Source organism: Klebsiella sp. GG_Kp173, assembly GCF_040062415.1.
Taxonomy (GTDB): Bacteria; Pseudomonadota; Gammaproteobacteria; order Enterobacterales; family Enterobacteriaceae; genus Klebsiella; species Klebsiella quasipneumoniae.
Genome location: NZ_JBEAFZ010000002.1, coordinates 302,360 through 317,634, shown reverse-complemented (window position 1 = coordinate 317,634; position 15,275 = coordinate 302,360). Strand labels below are relative to the sequence as shown.

At 60.0% G+C, this 15,275-nt stretch carries 19 protein-coding genes; 13 read left to right on the top strand and 6 right to left on the bottom strand.

Features of this window, described 5'->3' with window-relative positions; genetic code table 11:
- Positions 1-74 precede the first annotated feature (74 nt).
- Genes rutA through rutG form a run of 7 tightly spaced genes read left to right on the top strand, consistent with a single transcriptional unit; the run spans position 75 to position 5,497 of the window.
- The gene (gene rutA / locus ABLU50_RS03350) at positions 75-1,166 is read left to right on the top strand and encodes a pyrimidine utilization protein A (protein WP_004204507.1); all 1,092 of its coding nucleotides are present in this window, start codon (positions 75-77) and stop codon (positions 1,164-1,166) included.
- The gene (gene rutB, locus ABLU50_RS03345) at positions 1,166-1,876 is read left to right on the top strand and encodes a pyrimidine utilization protein B (RefSeq protein ID WP_004204506.1); all 711 of its coding nucleotides are present in this window, start codon (positions 1,166-1,168) and stop codon (positions 1,874-1,876) included. The genes rutA and rutB overlap by 1 nt, the downstream gene beginning before the upstream one ends.
- The gene (gene rutC, locus ABLU50_RS03340; protein WP_004204505.1) at positions 1,869-2,261 is read left to right on the top strand and encodes a pyrimidine utilization protein C; all 393 of its coding nucleotides are present in this window, start codon (positions 1,869-1,871) and stop codon (positions 2,259-2,261) included. The genes rutB and rutC overlap by 8 nt, the downstream gene beginning before the upstream one ends.
- Entirely contained in the window at positions 2,258-3,061 is an 804-nt protein-coding gene (gene rutD / locus ABLU50_RS03335; protein ID WP_087832949.1) for a pyrimidine utilization protein D, read from the top strand. The genes rutC and rutD overlap by 4 nt, the downstream gene beginning before the upstream one ends.
- Positions 3,058-3,648, top strand: coding sequence for a malonic semialdehyde reductase (locus ABLU50_RS03330; protein WP_064187610.1), 591 nt, complete (start codon positions 3,058-3,060; stop codon positions 3,646-3,648). The genes rutD and ABLU50_RS03330 overlap by 4 nt, the downstream gene beginning before the upstream one ends.
- 10 nt (positions 3,649-3,658) lie before the next feature.
- Complete coding sequence (gene rutF / locus ABLU50_RS03325; protein WP_012968592.1) at positions 3,659-4,153, top strand: NADH-dependent FMN reductase RutF; 495 nt, start codon at positions 3,659-3,661, stop codon at positions 4,151-4,153.
- A 21-nt stretch (positions 4,154-4,174) separates the two neighbouring features.
- Positions 4,175-5,497 (top strand): pyrimidine utilization transport protein G, encoded by a 1,323-nt coding sequence (gene rutG, locus ABLU50_RS03320; RefSeq protein ID WP_004204500.1) that lies wholly within the window; start codon positions 4,175-4,177, stop codon positions 5,495-5,497.
- 316 nt (positions 5,498-5,813) lie between these two features.
- Here the strand turns inward: rutG and ABLU50_RS03315 are convergent, their stop codons facing one another.
- On the bottom strand, positions 5,814-6,752 hold the full coding sequence (locus ABLU50_RS03315) for a DMT family transporter (RefSeq protein WP_064189303.1): 939 nt from the start codon (positions 6,750-6,752) through the stop codon (positions 5,814-5,816).
- 163 nt (positions 6,753-6,915) lie between these two features.
- Positions 6,916-7,089 (bottom strand): general stress protein, encoded by a 174-nt coding sequence (locus ABLU50_RS03310; protein ID WP_002898708.1) that lies wholly within the window; start codon positions 7,087-7,089, stop codon positions 6,916-6,918.
- Positions 7,090-7,176: 87 nt separating this feature from the next.
- On the opposite strand from ABLU50_RS03310, the gene ABLU50_RS03305 reads away from it, so the two are divergent.
- From ABLU50_RS03305 to ABLU50_RS03295, 3 genes are all read left to right on the top strand, one after another.
- Positions 7,177-7,398: a hypothetical protein gene (locus ABLU50_RS03305; RefSeq protein ID WP_049116017.1), complete on the top strand. Its 222-nt coding sequence runs from the start codon at positions 7,177-7,179 to the stop codon at positions 7,396-7,398.
- 127 nt (positions 7,399-7,525) lie between these two features.
- Positions 7,526-8,122 (top strand): NAD(P)H:quinone oxidoreductase, encoded by a 597-nt coding sequence (wrbA, locus tag ABLU50_RS03300; RefSeq protein WP_002898704.1) that lies wholly within the window; start codon positions 7,526-7,528, stop codon positions 8,120-8,122.
- Positions 8,123-8,142: 20 nt separating this feature from the next.
- Positions 8,143-8,370 carry a YccJ family protein gene (locus ABLU50_RS03295; protein WP_008805934.1) on the top strand — a complete coding sequence of 76 codons (228 nt, stop codon included), beginning with the start codon at positions 8,143-8,145 and terminating at the stop codon, positions 8,368-8,370.
- Between the two features lie 65 nt (positions 8,371-8,435).
- Here the strand turns inward: ABLU50_RS03295 and agp are convergent, their stop codons facing one another.
- Entirely contained in the window at positions 8,436-9,683 is a 1,248-nt protein-coding gene (gene agp, locus ABLU50_RS03290; RefSeq protein ID WP_087832948.1) for a bifunctional glucose-1-phosphatase/inositol phosphatase, read from the bottom strand.
- 152 nt (positions 9,684-9,835) lie between these two features.
- On the opposite strand from agp, the gene ABLU50_RS03285 reads away from it, so the two are divergent.
- Together ABLU50_RS03285 and ABLU50_RS03280 are read left to right on the top strand one after the other, a co-directional pair.
- Entirely contained in the window at positions 9,836-10,285 is a 450-nt protein-coding gene (locus ABLU50_RS03285) for a helix-turn-helix domain-containing protein (protein WP_087832947.1), read from the top strand.
- Between the two features lie 115 nt (positions 10,286-10,400).
- Complete coding sequence (locus ABLU50_RS03280; protein WP_348864547.1) at positions 10,401-11,189, top strand: SDR family oxidoreductase; 789 nt, start codon at positions 10,401-10,403, stop codon at positions 11,187-11,189.
- Positions 11,190-11,208: 19 nt separating this feature from the next.
- On the opposite strand, the gene ABLU50_RS03275 is transcribed toward ABLU50_RS03280, so the two are convergent.
- A complete protein-coding gene (locus ABLU50_RS03275) occupies positions 11,209-11,430 on the bottom strand; it encodes a hypothetical protein (protein WP_004201478.1) in 222 nt (73 codons plus the stop codon).
- Positions 11,431-11,686: 256 nt separating this feature from the next.
- Here ABLU50_RS03275 and ABLU50_RS03270 point away from each other — a divergent pair, with 256 nt between their 5' ends.
- Positions 11,687-11,809: a small membrane protein gene (locus ABLU50_RS03270; protein WP_002898600.1), complete on the top strand. Its 123-nt coding sequence runs from the start codon at positions 11,687-11,689 to the stop codon at positions 11,807-11,809.
- 118 nt (positions 11,810-11,927) lie between these two features.
- Here ABLU50_RS03270 and ABLU50_RS03265 read toward each other — a convergent pair whose 3' ends face one another.
- Together ABLU50_RS03265 and ABLU50_RS03260 are read right to left on the bottom strand one after the other, a co-directional pair.
- Entirely contained in the window at positions 11,928-13,319 is a 1,392-nt protein-coding gene (locus ABLU50_RS03265; RefSeq protein WP_004201476.1) for an APC family permease, read from the bottom strand.
- A 353-nt stretch (positions 13,320-13,672) separates the two neighbouring features.
- The gene (locus tag ABLU50_RS03260; RefSeq protein WP_002898595.1) at positions 13,673-15,094 is read right to left on the bottom strand and encodes a glutamine synthetase family protein; all 1,422 of its coding nucleotides are present in this window, start codon (positions 15,092-15,094) and stop codon (positions 13,673-13,675) included.
- Positions 15,095-15,275: the final 181 nt, after the last annotated feature.

The window sequence follows — 15,275 nt, the reverse complement described above, 5'->3', positions numbered from 1 at the left end:
CTGCGAGGTGGTCCAGGGAGAGGCAGGATGCCGCACCACCGCAACCCATCTTCCATGACTGTAGAGAGGTAGGTATGAAAATTGGTGTTTTCGTTCCCATTGGCAACAACGGCTGGCTGATCTCCACCCATGCTCCGCAGTATATGCCGACCTTCGAACTGAATAAGGCTATCGTGCAGAAAGCCGAGCACTACCATTTCGACTTCGCGCTCTCCATGATCAAGCTGCGCGGCTTCGGCGGGAAAACAGAATTTTGGGATCACAACCTGGAGTCCTTCACCCTGATGGCCGGCCTGGCCGCGGTGACCTCGAAGATCCAGATCTACGCCACCGCCGCCACCCTTACGCTGCCGCCGGCGATCGTCGCCCGGATGGCCTCCACCATCGATTCCATCTCCGGCGGCCGGTTTGGCGTCAATCTGGTGACCGGCTGGCAAAAACCGGAATATGACCAGATGGGCATGTGGCCGGGGGATGACTATTTCGCCAGCCGCTATGACTATCTCACCGAATACGTTCAGGTGCTACGCGACCTGTGGGGCACCGGGCGCAGCGATTTCAAAGGCGATTACTTCACCATGAACGACTGCCGGGTCAGCCCGCGCCCTTCGCAGCCGATGAAGGTGATCTGCGCCGGGCAGAGCGACGCCGGTATGGCCTTCTCCGCCCAGCACGCGGACTACAACTTCTGCTTTGGCAAAGGGGTCAACACGCCGACGGCCTTCGCGCCGACCGCAGCGCGCATGATGCAGGCGGCGGAAAAAACCGGCCGTGACGTAGGCTCCTATGTGCTGTTCATGGTGATCGCCGACGAAACCGACGAAGCGGCGCGCGCCAAATGGGAGCACTACAAAGCGGGCGCCGATGAAGAAGCGCTGGCGTGGCTCACCGAGCAGAGTCAGAAAGACACCCGCTCCGGCAGCGATACCAACGTGCGCCAGATGGCCGACCCAACCTCGGCGGTCAATATCAACATGGGCACCCTTGTCGGATCGTATGCCAGCGTCGCCCGTATGCTTGATGAAGTAGCGAGCGTGCCCGGCACCGACGGCGTGCTGCTGACCTTTGATGATTTTCTTGCCGGCATCGACGCCTTTGGCGAACGCATTCAGCCGCTGATGCGCTGCCGGGACCACATTGCTCCTGTTACCCGTGAGGTGGCCTGATGATTACCCTTCCCGCTCGCCCGGAATCCCTGACCTTCGCGCCGCAGCAGAGCGCGCTGATTGTTGTCGATATGCAGAACGCCTACGCCAGCCAGGGCGGCTATCTGGATCTTGCCGGCTTTGACGTCTCCGCCACCCGGCCGGTTATCGACAATATTAATACCGCCGTCGCCGCCGCCCGCGCCGCGGGCATGCTGATTATCTGGTTCCAGAATGGCTGGGATGACCAGTATGTTGAAGCCGGCGGCCCGGGCTCGCCGAACTACCACAAGTCCAATGCGCTGAAAACGATGCGTCAGCGCCCGGAGCTGCAGGGCAAGCTGTTGGCGAAAGGCGGCTGGGATTATCAGCTGGTGGACGAGCTGACGCCGCAGGAAGGCGACATCGTGTTGCCGAAACCGCGCTACAGCGGCTTCTTTAACACCCCGCTCGACAGCATTTTGCGCAGCCGCGGTATACGCCACCTGGTGTTCACCGGGATCGCCACCAACGTCTGCGTCGAATCGACGCTGCGCGATGGCTTCTTCCTCGAATACTTCGGCGTGGTGCTGGAGGATGCCACCCATCAGGCCGGCCCGGCCTTCGCCCAGCAGGCGGCGCTGTTCAATATTGAAACCTTTTTCGGCTGGGTCAGCGACGTCGAGAGCTTCTGCCGCGCGCTATCCCCTGCCACCCCGCTGTCTTTAGCCAAGGAGAAACGTTATGCCTAAACAGGTGATCATTCCGCCAGGCACTACCACGCCGATTGCCCCCTTTGTTCCGGGGACGCTCGCCGATGGCGTGGTCTACGTCTCCGGCACTCTGCCGTTTGATAAGCAAAATAATGTGGTGCACATCGGCGACCCAAAGGCGCAAACCCGCCACGTGCTGGAGACCATCAAGAGCGTTATCGAAACGGCGGGCGGGAGTATGGCGGATGTGACTTTCAACAGCATCTTTATCACCGACTGGACAAATTACGCCGCGATTAACGAGGTTTACGCCGAGTTTTTCCCCGGCGATAAACCCGCGCGCTTTTGCATTCAGTGCGGTCTGGTGAAACCCGATGCGCTGGTGGAAATCGCCAGCGTCGCCCATATCGGCACCCCGACATGATGAGGCTCAATATTGCTCCAGCCCCATGGCCCGGCGCGCCGGTGGTGGTCCTCAGCGCCGGTCTGGGCGGCGGCGGCGGCTACTGGCTGGCGCAGCGCGCGGCGCTGGAGGAACAGTATCAGCTGGTGAGTTATGACCATAACGGGACCGGGGAGAACGCCGGTCCGCTGCCCGCCGACTACAGCATGGCGACGATGGCCGGAGAGCTGTTCAGCGCTCTGCAGGCGGCGGGGATCGCCCGCTTCGCGCTGGTGGGCCACGCGCTGGGGGCGCTAATTGGCCTGCAGCTGGCGCTCGATCGCCCCGAGGCGGTGAGCGCCCTGGTGCTGGTCAACGGCTGGCTGTCGCTGTCGCCACACACCCGCCGCTGCTTCCTGGTGCGCGAGCGTCTGCTGCATGCCGGCGGCGCGCAGGCGTGGGTCGAAGCACAGCCGCTGTTTCTCTACCCGGCGGAATGGATGGCCGCGCGCCTGCCGCGCCTCGAAGCGGAAGATGCGCTTGCCATCAGCCATTTTCAGGGCAAGGAGAACCTGCTGAAGCGGCTGCAGGCCCTGAAGCAGGCTGATTTTTCGCGTCGCGCGGCGGCCATCGCCTGCCCGACGCTGATTATCAGCGCCGCTGACGACCTGCTGGTCCCGGCCTCCTGCTCTCGCGTGCTGCAGACGGCTATCTCCGGCAGCCAGCACGTGGAAATGCTATGGGGCGGCCATGCCTGTAACGTCACCGACGCCGATACCTTTAATACCATTTTACGCGACGGGCTGGCCGCTATGCTGCCGGTCGCCACGGAGACCCGATGAACGACGCGATAAACCAGACGGCCTGCGAGACGCTGTTTACCCAGGCCCGAACCCACAACGGCTGGCTGGATAAGCCAGTGAGCGATGCGCAGCTGCAGGCAGTCTGGGACCTGATGAAAATGGGGCCGACTTCCGCCAACTGTTCGCCGGCGCGCATCGTGTTTGTGCGCAGCGCGGAAGGCAAAGAGAAACTTCGCCCGACGCTCTCCAGCGGCAATCTGCAAAAAACCATGCAGGCGCCGGTGACCGCCATCGTGGCGTGGGACTGCGCCTTTTACGACCGGCTACCGACCCTCTTTCCCCACGGTGACGCCCGCAGCTGGTTCACCTCCAGCCCGCAGCTGGCGGAGGAGACCGCGTTTCGCAACAGCTCCCTGCAGGCGGCATATCTGATTTTCGCCTGCCGGGCGCTGGGCCTCGACACCGGGCCAATGTCCGGCTTCGACCGGGAAAAAGTCGATGCGGCGTTTTTCGCCGACAATGGCTGGAAAAGCAACCTGCTGGTGAACATCGGCTATGGCGACCCCGGCAAACTGTACGGCCGCCTGCCGCGTCTGTCCTTTGATGAAGCCTGCCTGCTGGCATAAGGAGTTTACGATGGAGTTAGCGGACAAAGCGAGTTTCCGTGACGCCATGGCCCACGTCGGCGCCGCGGTTAACATTATTACCACCGATGGCCCGGCGGGCCGGGCGGGATTTACCGCCAGCGCGGTCTGCAGCGTTACCGACACGCCGCCGACCCTGCTGGTCTGCCTGAACCGCTCGGCCTCGGTGTGGCCGGTGTTCAGCGAACATCACACGCTGTGCGTCAATACCCTGGCGGCGGGACAGGAGGCGCTGTCGACGCTGTTTGGCGGAAAAACGGCGATGGACGAGCGCTTTGCCGCCGCCGACTGGCAGACCGGCGCCACCGGCTGCCCGCGGCTGGAGGCGGCGCTGGTCAGCTTTGACTGCCGCATCGACCAGCGCGTCAGCGTCGGCACGCACGACATCCTGTTTTGTCACGTCGTGGCCATTACCCGTCACCCGGAACCCCGGGGTCTGATGTGGTTTGACCGCGGCTATCACACGCTTATGCGACCCGCTTGTTAACCTTTAACCCGGGATATCATCATGGCACTCTTCGATTTTCCTCGCTGGAAGCTGACCTCCCCCGCCGCCGAATCCGGCGTCGTCGCGCCCGATGAACGCTTATCGGCCGGGCAAACGCTGGTGATGGGCGTGCAGCACGCCGTTGCGATGTTCGGCGCAACGGTGCTGATGCCGTTGCTGATGGGGCTCGACCCTAACCTGTCGATACTGATGTCGGGAGTCGGCACCCTGCTGTTCTTTGTCGTCACCGGCGGACGGGTGCCGAGCTATCTCGGCTCGAGCGCCGCCTTTGTCGGGGTGGTGATCGCCATTACCGGCTTTAATGGCCAGGGGCTGAACCCTCATCTGAGCGTCGCCCTTGGCGGGATCATCGCCTGCGGGCTGGTCTACACCCTGATCGGTCTGGTGGTGATGAAGATCGGCACCCGCTGGATCGAGCGCCTGATGCCGCCGGTGGTGACCGGGGCGGTGGTGATGGCTATCGGCCTGAACCTGGCGCCGATTGCTGTGCGCAGCGTGTCCGCCAGCGCCTTCGACAGTTGGATGGCGGTGTTGACTGTGCTCTGTATCGGCATAGTCGCGGTATTTACCCGCGGGATGCTGCAGCGTCTGTTGATCCTGGTCGGCCTGATCGTCGCCTGCGCGCTGTACGCCCTGCTGGCTAACGGCTTTGGCCTCGGCAAACCGCTGGACTTCTCCCCCCTCGCCCAGGCGGCGTGGTTCGGGCTGCCGCACTTTACCCCCCCATCCTTTAACGGCCAGGCGATGATGTTGATTGCCCCGGTCGCGGTGATCCTGGTGGCCGAGAACCTTGGGCACCTGAAGGCCGTCGCCGGGATGACCGGGCGCAATATGGACCCGTACATGGGACGCGCCTTCGTCGGCGACGGGCTGGCGACCATGCTCTCCGGTTCGGTGGGCGGCAGCGGGGTCACCACCTATGCGGAGAACATTGGCGTCATGGCGGTGACCAAGGTCTACTCGACGCTGGTCTTTGTCGCTGCCGCGCTGATTGCCATGCTGCTGGGCTTCTCGCCGAAGTTTGGCGCATTAATCCACACCATTCCCGGGCCGGTGATCGGCGGCGCCTCGATCGTGGTCTTTGGCCTGATCGCCGTCGCCGGGGCGCGGATCTGGGTGCAAAACCGCGTCGACCTCAGCCAGAACAGCAATCTGATCATGGTGTCTGTGACCCTGGTGCTGGGCGCCGGCGATTTCGCGCTGTCGCTGGGCGGCTTTACGCTGGGCGGGATTGGTACCGCCACCTTCGGGGCGATCCTGCTGCACGCGCTGCTTCATCGCGGGACTCGGGAGGCGAAGGAGGCCAGAGTAACGCCGGTTTAAGCCACATTAGCGCGGCGTTGGCGCAGGGAGCGGGTGGGCCGGATAAGGCATTTATGCCGCCATCCGGCCTGCCGGGAACGTCTCAGCGATGTTGAGGCCGTCAGCACCGGCAGTTTCAGCAACAATGGTGAATAAATTAACGACAGGTCGTATGAACGTAGGCCGGGTAAGGCGACAGCCGCCACCCGGCAGAAAAGCGACGCAGTGCCTGATGCTATCGCCCGGCGGCGCTGCGCTTGCGCGGGCCTGGAGACGATCAGAGCCGGACGAGCAGGCCAGCCAGGATAAGCGCCGCTGTAGGATCAGAAGCGTAAAATTACGGCTCGCGACGATCGGCCAGGTCCGGGAGCGGCTGCGCATCGTCATTCTTTGACATCTGCGGCGGCGGTTTGCGCTTCCACTTCAGCTCGCTCACCAGCACTCCCGCGAGGATAAAGAAGCAGCCAAGGAGGGCCAGCAGCGGCAGACGCTCGCCGGCCAGCCGGCCAAAAATACCGGCCCATACCGGTTCGCCGGTATAGATCAGCGTGGCCCGCGTCGGCGAGACGCTGCGCTGCGCCCAGTTCATGGTCACCTGAATGATCGCGCTGAAAATGCCCAGCCCCAGCGCCACGCCGAGCAGCGTCGGCGTCAACGGCGGCACCGACTCACCGGCCGGCTTCATGGCAGCGAAAGCCACCAGCGACGCGGTCGCCAGCTGCACCACCGTCACCCGTCGGACATCCACTTTTCCGGCCCAGGCGCTGATAAGGATAATCTCCGCGGCGATCGCCAGCGCACTCGCCAGAGTGATCATCTCCCCCACGCCAAGCGCCAACAGATTATTTTCCGGCCCGGCCAGCAGGATCAAACCGATAAAGGCCAGCACAATCCCCACGCAGGACATCACCCCTGGCATACGCCCCAGGCACAGCCACTGCAGCAGCGGCACCAGCGGCACATACATCGCCGTGATAAAGGCAGACTTGCTGCTGGAGATCGACTGCAGCCCCCAGGTCTGCAGGCCATACCCCAGCGCAATCGCCACGCCAATCGCCACCCCCGCCTTCACCTCCAGCCACGTCAGGCCGCGCAGGGTGCGGAGCGAGAGCAGGCCCACCGCCAGCGCGGCGGTCGCGAAACGCAGGCCGACAAAAAACAGCGGCCCACTGAGGCTGACCGCATACTGTACGGCAAGGAACGTCCCTCCCCAGAACATGGTGATCATGATAAGGAGCGCTTCCTGGCGGCTAACGGAGAATTTTAACGAAGACATAAGACAGCCATGACGATAAACGGGCGACCAGTGTGCAATCGGCCCGGCGGGAGCGCAACCTCCGACAGCTAAAAAAAACCGCCGGCAGATGCCGGCGGCGAGGGCGATGCGGTTGGGTCGGGGAGATTAACACCGCATCAAAGAGAACAGTGCCAGTCGCGCGTTAACTCTCACGACTACCATGACTGTTTTTACCCCCTTTTTTGCCAGCCTCTGAGGCGCGCTGAGGGTCATTTTTAAAATTCCCCCCGCTATGCTGGCCACCTTTACGTCCTGCTTCTGATGCTCTTTCACGGTCTTCAGCAAAGTTGCCTGAACCGCCACGATGGTTTGCCATTACTGACCTCCATTAGGTTAGACATCATAGTGCATTACGCGGGAGCGGCGACGCCGCTGTTCTGCCGCGTATCTATAAGGTTAGTGAATGACTGCCGGTGACGATGGCAAATGTCACATTCAGAAACAAAGCCTGGCGAAAAAAATCCCCTCGCGCCGCCTGATGGCGCTAACCTGCTCTGCTGCCGAAGAAAAAATAGTCAGCAAAAAATGTATCCTGATGCTACATCCTCGCCGCACCGGCCAGTATAGCGTAGGCATCGCTTCCCGCTTCTCAGCCGCTCAGGCCGCGCTGCGCAAGGAAAAGTAAATAATGTTTTGTCATTTTGTTATAAATCAAATAAATGCCCGTTGGATTTGCACTCTTCGGCAGAGGCTTTATCTTTAAAGGTACCAGCTATTTGGCTGGCTTATAATGCAACCGAGGAGTGATGGAAATGGCTAAAATTCTGGTGCTTTATTATTCCATGTATGGACACATTGAAACCATGGCTCACGCCGTCGCCGATGGGGCGAACCGGGTGGACGGCGTTGAAGTGGTTGTGAAGCGCGTGCCGGAAACCATGCAAGCAGAAGCGTTTGCCAAAGCAGGCGGGAAAACGCAAAACGCGCCTGTCGCCACGCCGCAGGAGCTGGCTGAGTATGACGCCATCATCTTTGGTACCCCGACTCGTTTCGGCAATATGTCCGGACAAATGCGCACCTTCCTCGATCAGACCGGCGGCCTGTGGGCATCCGGCGCGCTGTACGGTAAGATCGCCAGCGTATTCAGCTCAACCGGCACCGGTGGCGGCCAGGAACAAACCATTACCTCCACCTGGACGACGCTGGCCCACCACGGGATGATCATTGTCCCGATCGGCTACGGCGCACAGGAGCTGTTCGACATCTCCCAGGTCCGCGGCGGGACGCCTTATGGCGCCACCACTATTGCCGGCGGCGACGGCTCGCGTCAGCCAAGCGAGGAAGAGTTAGCCATCGCCCGCTATCAGGGTGAACATGTCGCCAAACTGGCCGTTAAACTGCACGGCTAATCTTCCGCAGGAGGAGCACTATGCCAACTCAAGAAGCAAAAGCACATCGCGTCGGCGAATGGGCAAGTTTACGTAACACCTCGCCGGAGATCGCCGAGGCGATTTTCGAAGTTGCCCACTACGATGAAAAACTGGCTGAGCAAATCTGGGAGGAAGGCAGCGACGAAGTGCTGGCGCTGGCCTTTGCCAAAACCGATAAAGATGCACTGTTCTGGGGTGAACAGACGATTGAGCGTAAAAACGTATAGGGTGTTTATCCCTGCTGAGTCTCATCCTAACCTGCTAAAAACCCGGATTGCTCCGGGTTTTTTCATTATTTCGCTGCCTCGTTGATCACCTTTTTAAAGGTCTCCAGCGGGCAGAATCCCTGGTCATCGACCGGGCAGCCGTTAAGCGCCAGCGTGACCCGCTGCGGCGGGGTCTGTAACGTCAATGGGTCGGCATTACGCAGCTGCTCAGTGCTCTGATAGACATACTCAATCTTCATCAGATCGCGGTTGCTGCCGCTGTCGTGCCAGCGCTGAAACAGCAGTTTGCCGCCGATAGGCGTGCGCTCGTACTGGCCAGGAAGTTGATAGGGCTTAAAGTCCAGCGCCGTCAGCAGTGAGGCGATATTCGAGTCGTGTCCCACCAGCAGGGAGACTTTCGCCTTGCTGGCTCCCTCGCCCACCAGCGCGTTATCGATATATTTAACCAGCGGTTTGGCCACATTTTGCGCCACTGCCGTCGAGGTAAACAGACTATCCTGGTAGCCGTTTTTCAGCTTCGACAGCACCTGCCACTGCTTATCGCTGGTGATTTCCCCCCACGCCACCTGATCTTTCGGGAAGCCTTCATAGTATTGCAGGGTGAAGGCGTCTACCAGCGAGTTGCCCACCTTCAACGGTCCGGTCACTCCCGGCTCCTGCTGATAACCGGCGCTAAAGGTATCATTACCCTCGCTCAGGGAACAGACCTGCTTCTCTTTGCAGGAGGGCGAGTTACGGTAATCGATCATCGTCTCCAGCAGCTTGTAGCTCTCGGTCAACTGCATCCCCTGGCGCTCTTTTTCCATCGCCTGCAGCGCTTTCTCGCGAAACGCCGGGGAGTCGTCGGTGATAACCGGGTTGAAGGTCGGGTCCATGGTGCCCATCTGCGGCTGATGATGCACCGCAATGCCGCAGCCCGGGAACGCGCCGGTGATAAAGAACTGCGCAGTGGCGACGGTGCGCTGCAGGCTGTTAGCGTAGGCGTAAACGGCGTTTTCCGGCGGGCACTCCCCGCTGGTCACCAGCTTCTGTTGCGCCAGCCATTCGCGCATATAGTGGCCCATATACACCTCCAGCACGCCTCCCTTGGTGGTCAGCTGGCCGCCCGGCACATCCCACTGCGGCCAGGCTTTGGCGGTGGACTGCTCCAGCACGCTGCCGTTATTGGCCAGCGGCGCGCGAAGGTTGTGACGACTCATGATCAGCACCTGCTGCAGCTGATACCCCTCCGGGGCGGCCGTGTCCTGCGCCTGGGCGCCAGCGGATAACATGACCGCGCCGGCTACGGCGGCGGCGAGTAGACGTATTTTCATCCCTTCATCCTTAGTCATTTATTATCATCGGGTTAATTGTGACGGATTTAGGCCATTTTTCCTGGCATTCGCTCGCAAACTTAGACCGGAGCCGAAAATTTCCTCTACCGGCCAAATAGTTTTATAATGAAACAACTAACCTGGAGGCCTTCGTGAAACGTACCCGTCTGGAAAACAGCTGCTGTCCTGTCGCCCGCTCCCTCGACGTTATCGGCGACTGGTGGTCGCTGCTTATCGTCCGTGATGCCCTGCGCGGGGTACGCCGGTTTAGCGAATTCCAGAAAAACCTCGGCATTGCCAAAAATATGCTCGCCGGGCGGCTGAAAATGCTGGTGGATGAAGGCATCCTGCATTTGCAGCCGGCCTCCGACGGCAGCGCCTGGCAGGAGTATGTCCTGACGGATAAGGGCCGTGCCCTGCAAACGGTGCTGGTCGCCCTCTCCCAGTGGGCAGACGATTATCTTTTTGACCCGAACGAACCGGCGACCCGGCTCATTGACCGCCAGCAGCGTCAGCCCCTGCGTAAACTGGTGCTGCAGGCGGCCGATGGCCGTGAGCTGTCCCCAGCGGATATCACCATCGCCCTCCCGCTGAACGACTAATCGCTCCCTGCGGCAGGCAGAAATAAAAAAAGCCCGGCAAAATGGTTGCATTATTAAACCAAGTATCTCATGCTGAATTTGGTTTAATAATGCAACCTTTTAAGAGGCAATACTCATGTCCCAGTCATCGCACACTGCTTTTATCACCGGCGCTTCCTCAGGTATCGGCGCGATCTATGCCGAACGACTTGCCGCCCGCGGCTACGATCTGATCCTCGCCGCCCGTCGTGAAGATCGGCTGCAGGCGCTCGCCGGGCAACTGCAGGCGCGCTACGCCATCCGGGCCAGCATCCTCAAGGCCGACCTGAGCGAGGAGCAAGGCATTGAAGCCGTGGAGCAGCGTCTGCAGCAGGATCCCGCCGTTGACCTGTTCATCAACAACGCCGGGACGGCAAAAATGGCGGGCTTTCTCGCCAGCACGTCGCGCGAGCACCAGGCGATTCATACGCTCAACACCACCGCGCTTCTGCGCCTGAGCTATGCCGCGCTGGCCGCTTTCGCTCCCCGGGGCCGCGGAACGCTGATCAATATTGCCTCTATTCTTGCGCTGCATACGCTGCCGGGCAGCGCGGTCTACAGCGCCAGCAAAGCCTGGGTGTTGAGCTTTACCCGTGGCCTGCAGGATGAGTTCGCCGACAGCGGCGTGCGTATTCAGGCGGTATTGCCGGCGGCGACTGCCACCGATCTGTGGACGACCTCCGGCGTGGCGCTCGACGCCCTGCCCAGCGGTACGGTAATGACCACCGAGGATCTGGTTGACGCCGCTCTCAGGGGACTCGAGATGGGGGAAAAGGTCACCTTACCGCCAGTGCATGATCTGGGACTGTGGGAGGCTTTCGAGCAGACGCGACTGGCGCTGTTTACCAGCGCGCGAACCGGGCAACCGGCGCCGCGGTATCGCTAACTCGCCCCGGCGGCGGGCATTATTCCGGCAGCGGAACCGCCGCCAGGGTACAGATCGCCTCGTGCTCCCCGCCGCGGCGATCGGTGATCACTACCTTATCGCCCGCTTTTTTGCCTTCACAGGGTTTCAGGACCTGCTCCACGATCCGCTCGCGGCTCGCCTGACGTTCATTTTCAGCCTGACTGGCGAAGGCCGTCAGCGCCAGCGCCACGCCCAGCAGGCTGAGGGTTGTCTTATACATGTCTTACTCTCAGATCATTCTTATTCGCGGTCAGCGTAACCCGTTGCTGGCCGCACTTCTGTAAAATCACTTAACGGAGTGTTACGCCATTTCAGCTGAAAGCCAGGCTGTCACATTCCTGCGGGAAATATTTTATCACAACCCCGACAGCAGATATTCTCGCGATGAGGCGTCATCTTTCAGACATATCCCGATGTTATCTTCACACAGAGCCCTGTATCTTTTTCCCTTTCTAAACAGAATATTAGGTTGGTCTATGTCGGGTCTTATTCTCTTTATCGTCGCGGTGGCGCTGCTGGGCGTCGCCATCTACAGCCTGGTGTCGTACCTCAAAGAGCGGCGCGCCAGTCAGTTACCTGTCCATAAAAAGAAGAAATAATACCTTCCGTTCTCCGCCGTTTTCTGCTGATTTCTTTACCATCCTGTACTGTCCCTTACCGAACCAAAAACGAAGGCAGGCCTGCGGGCCTGCCTTCGTTCGGTTTCAGCGTCAGGTTCTAGGACTCCCAGGCCTGCTCCGCCTTGGCGGCATCGAACTGCGGCGGCGGTTTACGGAAACGTTGGGTCAGATAAGCCAGATACAGCAGACCAAGCGCCGCCCACACCAGGCCGAGCGTCAGGGAAGTGGCCTCGAGGTTGATCCACAGCACCCCTACCGTCAACGCCCCGACCATCGGCAGCAGCAGATAGTGCAGTCGATCCTTCCAGGTTTTGTTGTACCCCTTGCGACGCCAGAAGTGGTTGAACACCGACAGGTTAACGAAGGTGAAGGCCACCAGCGCGCCGAAGTTAATTAACGCGGTGGCAGTCACCAGGTCGAAGAACAGCGCCGACAGCGCGACAATACCCACCATAATCACGTTCAACGCCGGGGTGCGCCATTTCGGATGCACATAGCCGAAAATGCGCTCCGGGAAGACGTTATCGCGGCCCATCACGTACAGCAGACGGGAGACGCTGGCATGGGACGCCAGGCCGGACGCCAGGGTGTTAACAAAGGTGGTGCAGAGGAAAATTGACTGGAACAGCTTGCCGCCCACGTACAGCGCAATCTCCGGCAGCGCGGCGTCCGGGTCTTTAAAGCGATGAATATCCGGGAAAAAGAGCTGCATAAAGAACGACGCGACGATGAAAATAATGCCGCCGTACATCGCGGTGAGAAAAATCGCCTTCGGGATCACCCGCGCGGCGTCAGGCGTCTCTTCCGACAGCGTGGTCACGGCGTCGAAGCCGAGAAACGAGAAGCAGACGATGGTCGCCCCGGTAATAATCGGGATCAGATGCGCATTCTGACTGATAAACGGCTGCAGCGACCAGACGGTCCCTACCCCCTCGCCTTTGTGCAGTCCCTGAACCACCAGAATGACGAATACCACCATAATCGAGATCTGCACCAGCACGAACAGGGTGTTGAAGTTCGCCACCAGATTAACGCTTTTCAGGTTTGCGGCGGTCAGAATGGCGACAAAGGTCACCACCCACACCCATGGCGGCACCTCCGGGAACAGCGCCGAGAGATAGATCTTCGCCAACAGGACGTTGATCATCGGCAGGAACAGATAATCCAGCAGCGAGGACCAGCCGACCATAAAGCCGACGTGCGGACTGATGGATTTTTGCGCGTAGGTGTAGGCGGAGCCGGCTTCCGGGAACTGGCGCACCAGTTTACCGTAGCTGATAGCGGTGAACAGCACGCCAGCCAGCGCCAGCAAATACGACGCCGGGACGTGGCCGTTGCTGATACCGGAGACGATGCCGAAGGTATCAAACACCGTCATCGGCGTCAGATAGGCCAGCCCCATCATCACCACTTGCCAGAGTTTGAGGGATTTACGCAGACGCGGTCTGCCCGCCTGAGCGGCGTTATGCGCAGGAAGATTAATAGCCATCGCCCATTCCCCCCTTGCGGATAACAGTTTGCGGACACAACGTTCGCGTGACAAACCTGCTTAGCAAGGGGATAAGGCATAAATAAAAGGGTAAGACGGACCGGTGAGCGGTTGCTGGCTGGCATCCAATGCGGCCTGAGCGGCCTCCCTCTCCCTGCGGATATTTGAACATCTGCATCATCTCATTTCCTCGTCACACACTGTGTCGTTAACTGAAGCCCCGTTGCCGCCTGCGCTCCTTAACGCGACATCCGGGAAATGGCTGGGCTCCCAGCAAAAAGGACGACCAGGCTCCGCTCAGGCCGTATGATGCTACTCATGACTCAACTCATGCGCCCCTTGCGGGGCGACCATCAGGCGTTTTTCAACATCCACTCAATTTCAGTTTCTGTGATAAGACGCTCAAACTGCAGTAATTCATCATGCTTGCAGGCATGGAAAACGTGGCAGAAACGCTCGCCGAGGCGCTCACGCAGGTGATCGTTCTGCATAAACTCCCACAGCGCGTCGCTCTGGCGGATCGGGAACGGCAGACCTTCTTGTTCGAGGCCGTTACCTTCCACCTCTTCCTGCAAAGGCAGCTGAGGGTTATCCAGCCCGTGCAGAATACCGGCGAAAATCGCCGCCATTACCAGATACGGGTTGGCGTCCGCCCCCGCCACGCGATACTCCACGCGGTGGTTCTGCCGCTCGCCGCACGGGATCCGCAGCGCCACGGTACGGTTGTTATGCCCCCAGGAAGCCTGCGTCGGGACATACATCCCTGGCTGGAAGCGGCGATACGAGTTCACGTTCGGCGCCAGCAGCGCCATCGAGGCCGGCATCAGATCGATCATCCCGGCCAGCGCGCGTTTAAGCAGCGCGGAGTCTTCCCCGTCGCCGTCCACCAGCACGTTTTCCCCTTTATTGTTCAGCATGCTGATGTGGATATGCATTCCGCTGCCCGCATGCTCTTCATAAGGCTTAGCCATAAAAGTGGCGTGCATCTTATGCTTCTCCGCCATTAAACGCACGAGACGTTTTAACGCCAGCGCATCATCGCAGGCGTCCAGCACGTTATCGGTATGGTGGAGGTTGATTTCAAACTGGCCCGGTGAGGCTTCGGCCACCGCGCCGTCGGCGGGGATCAGCTGCAGTTTCGCCAGCTCGTCGATGTCGTTGAGCACGTCGGCAAAGTGGTTCAGGTTATCGACCGAGTAGACCTGGCTTTGGGTGTTGCGATCGTCGGTGCCCGGCGCGCACGGCGGCTGCAGGTAGCCTTCGGCATCGCGTTTGCGGTCCAGTAAATAGAACTCCAGCTCTACCGCTACCACGGGGAACAGCCCGCGCTGGCGCAACTGCTGCCAGAGGCGGTTGAGTACGTTCCGCGGCTCAACGTCAAAGGGAGCGCCATCTTCATCAACCATGGTCAACTGTACCTGGGCTATCGACTGCGGATCGGCCGCTGAAGGCGTTAAGGTGCCGGGCACCGGAATGCAGCTGCGATCCGGCTCGCCCATCTCCTGGCCCAGACCGGCCTCTTCCACGACGTTGCCGAGAATATCCATCGCAAACACCGAGGCCGGGAAATAACAGCCTTTCTCCAGCTTGCTCAGGCCGGCAACCGGGATGCGCTTGCCGCGGAAGCAGCCGTTCAGGTCAGTGAGGAGGACATCGACATATTGGGTATCAGGGTAGGTTTCGAGGTAGCGCTTCACTTCTTTCGCGAACGCGCTGACCCGTCTCTCTTCCGTTTGCTGAACAAAATTCTCAACTTCTACGATATTGGTTTCCATGATTCACCGCCGTTGGTTTGGTTTCGGTCCTGCACTCAGGCCGTTAAATATAATGTCCACCCCATCGACTGTGTATGCAAATAAATTGTTTGTCAAATGTTAAATTAAGTTTGCAAAGGGCTATTTCCACTGCTAGATTGAGAAAATATTGAACGATATGGCCGTTAAACCCGCTATAGCG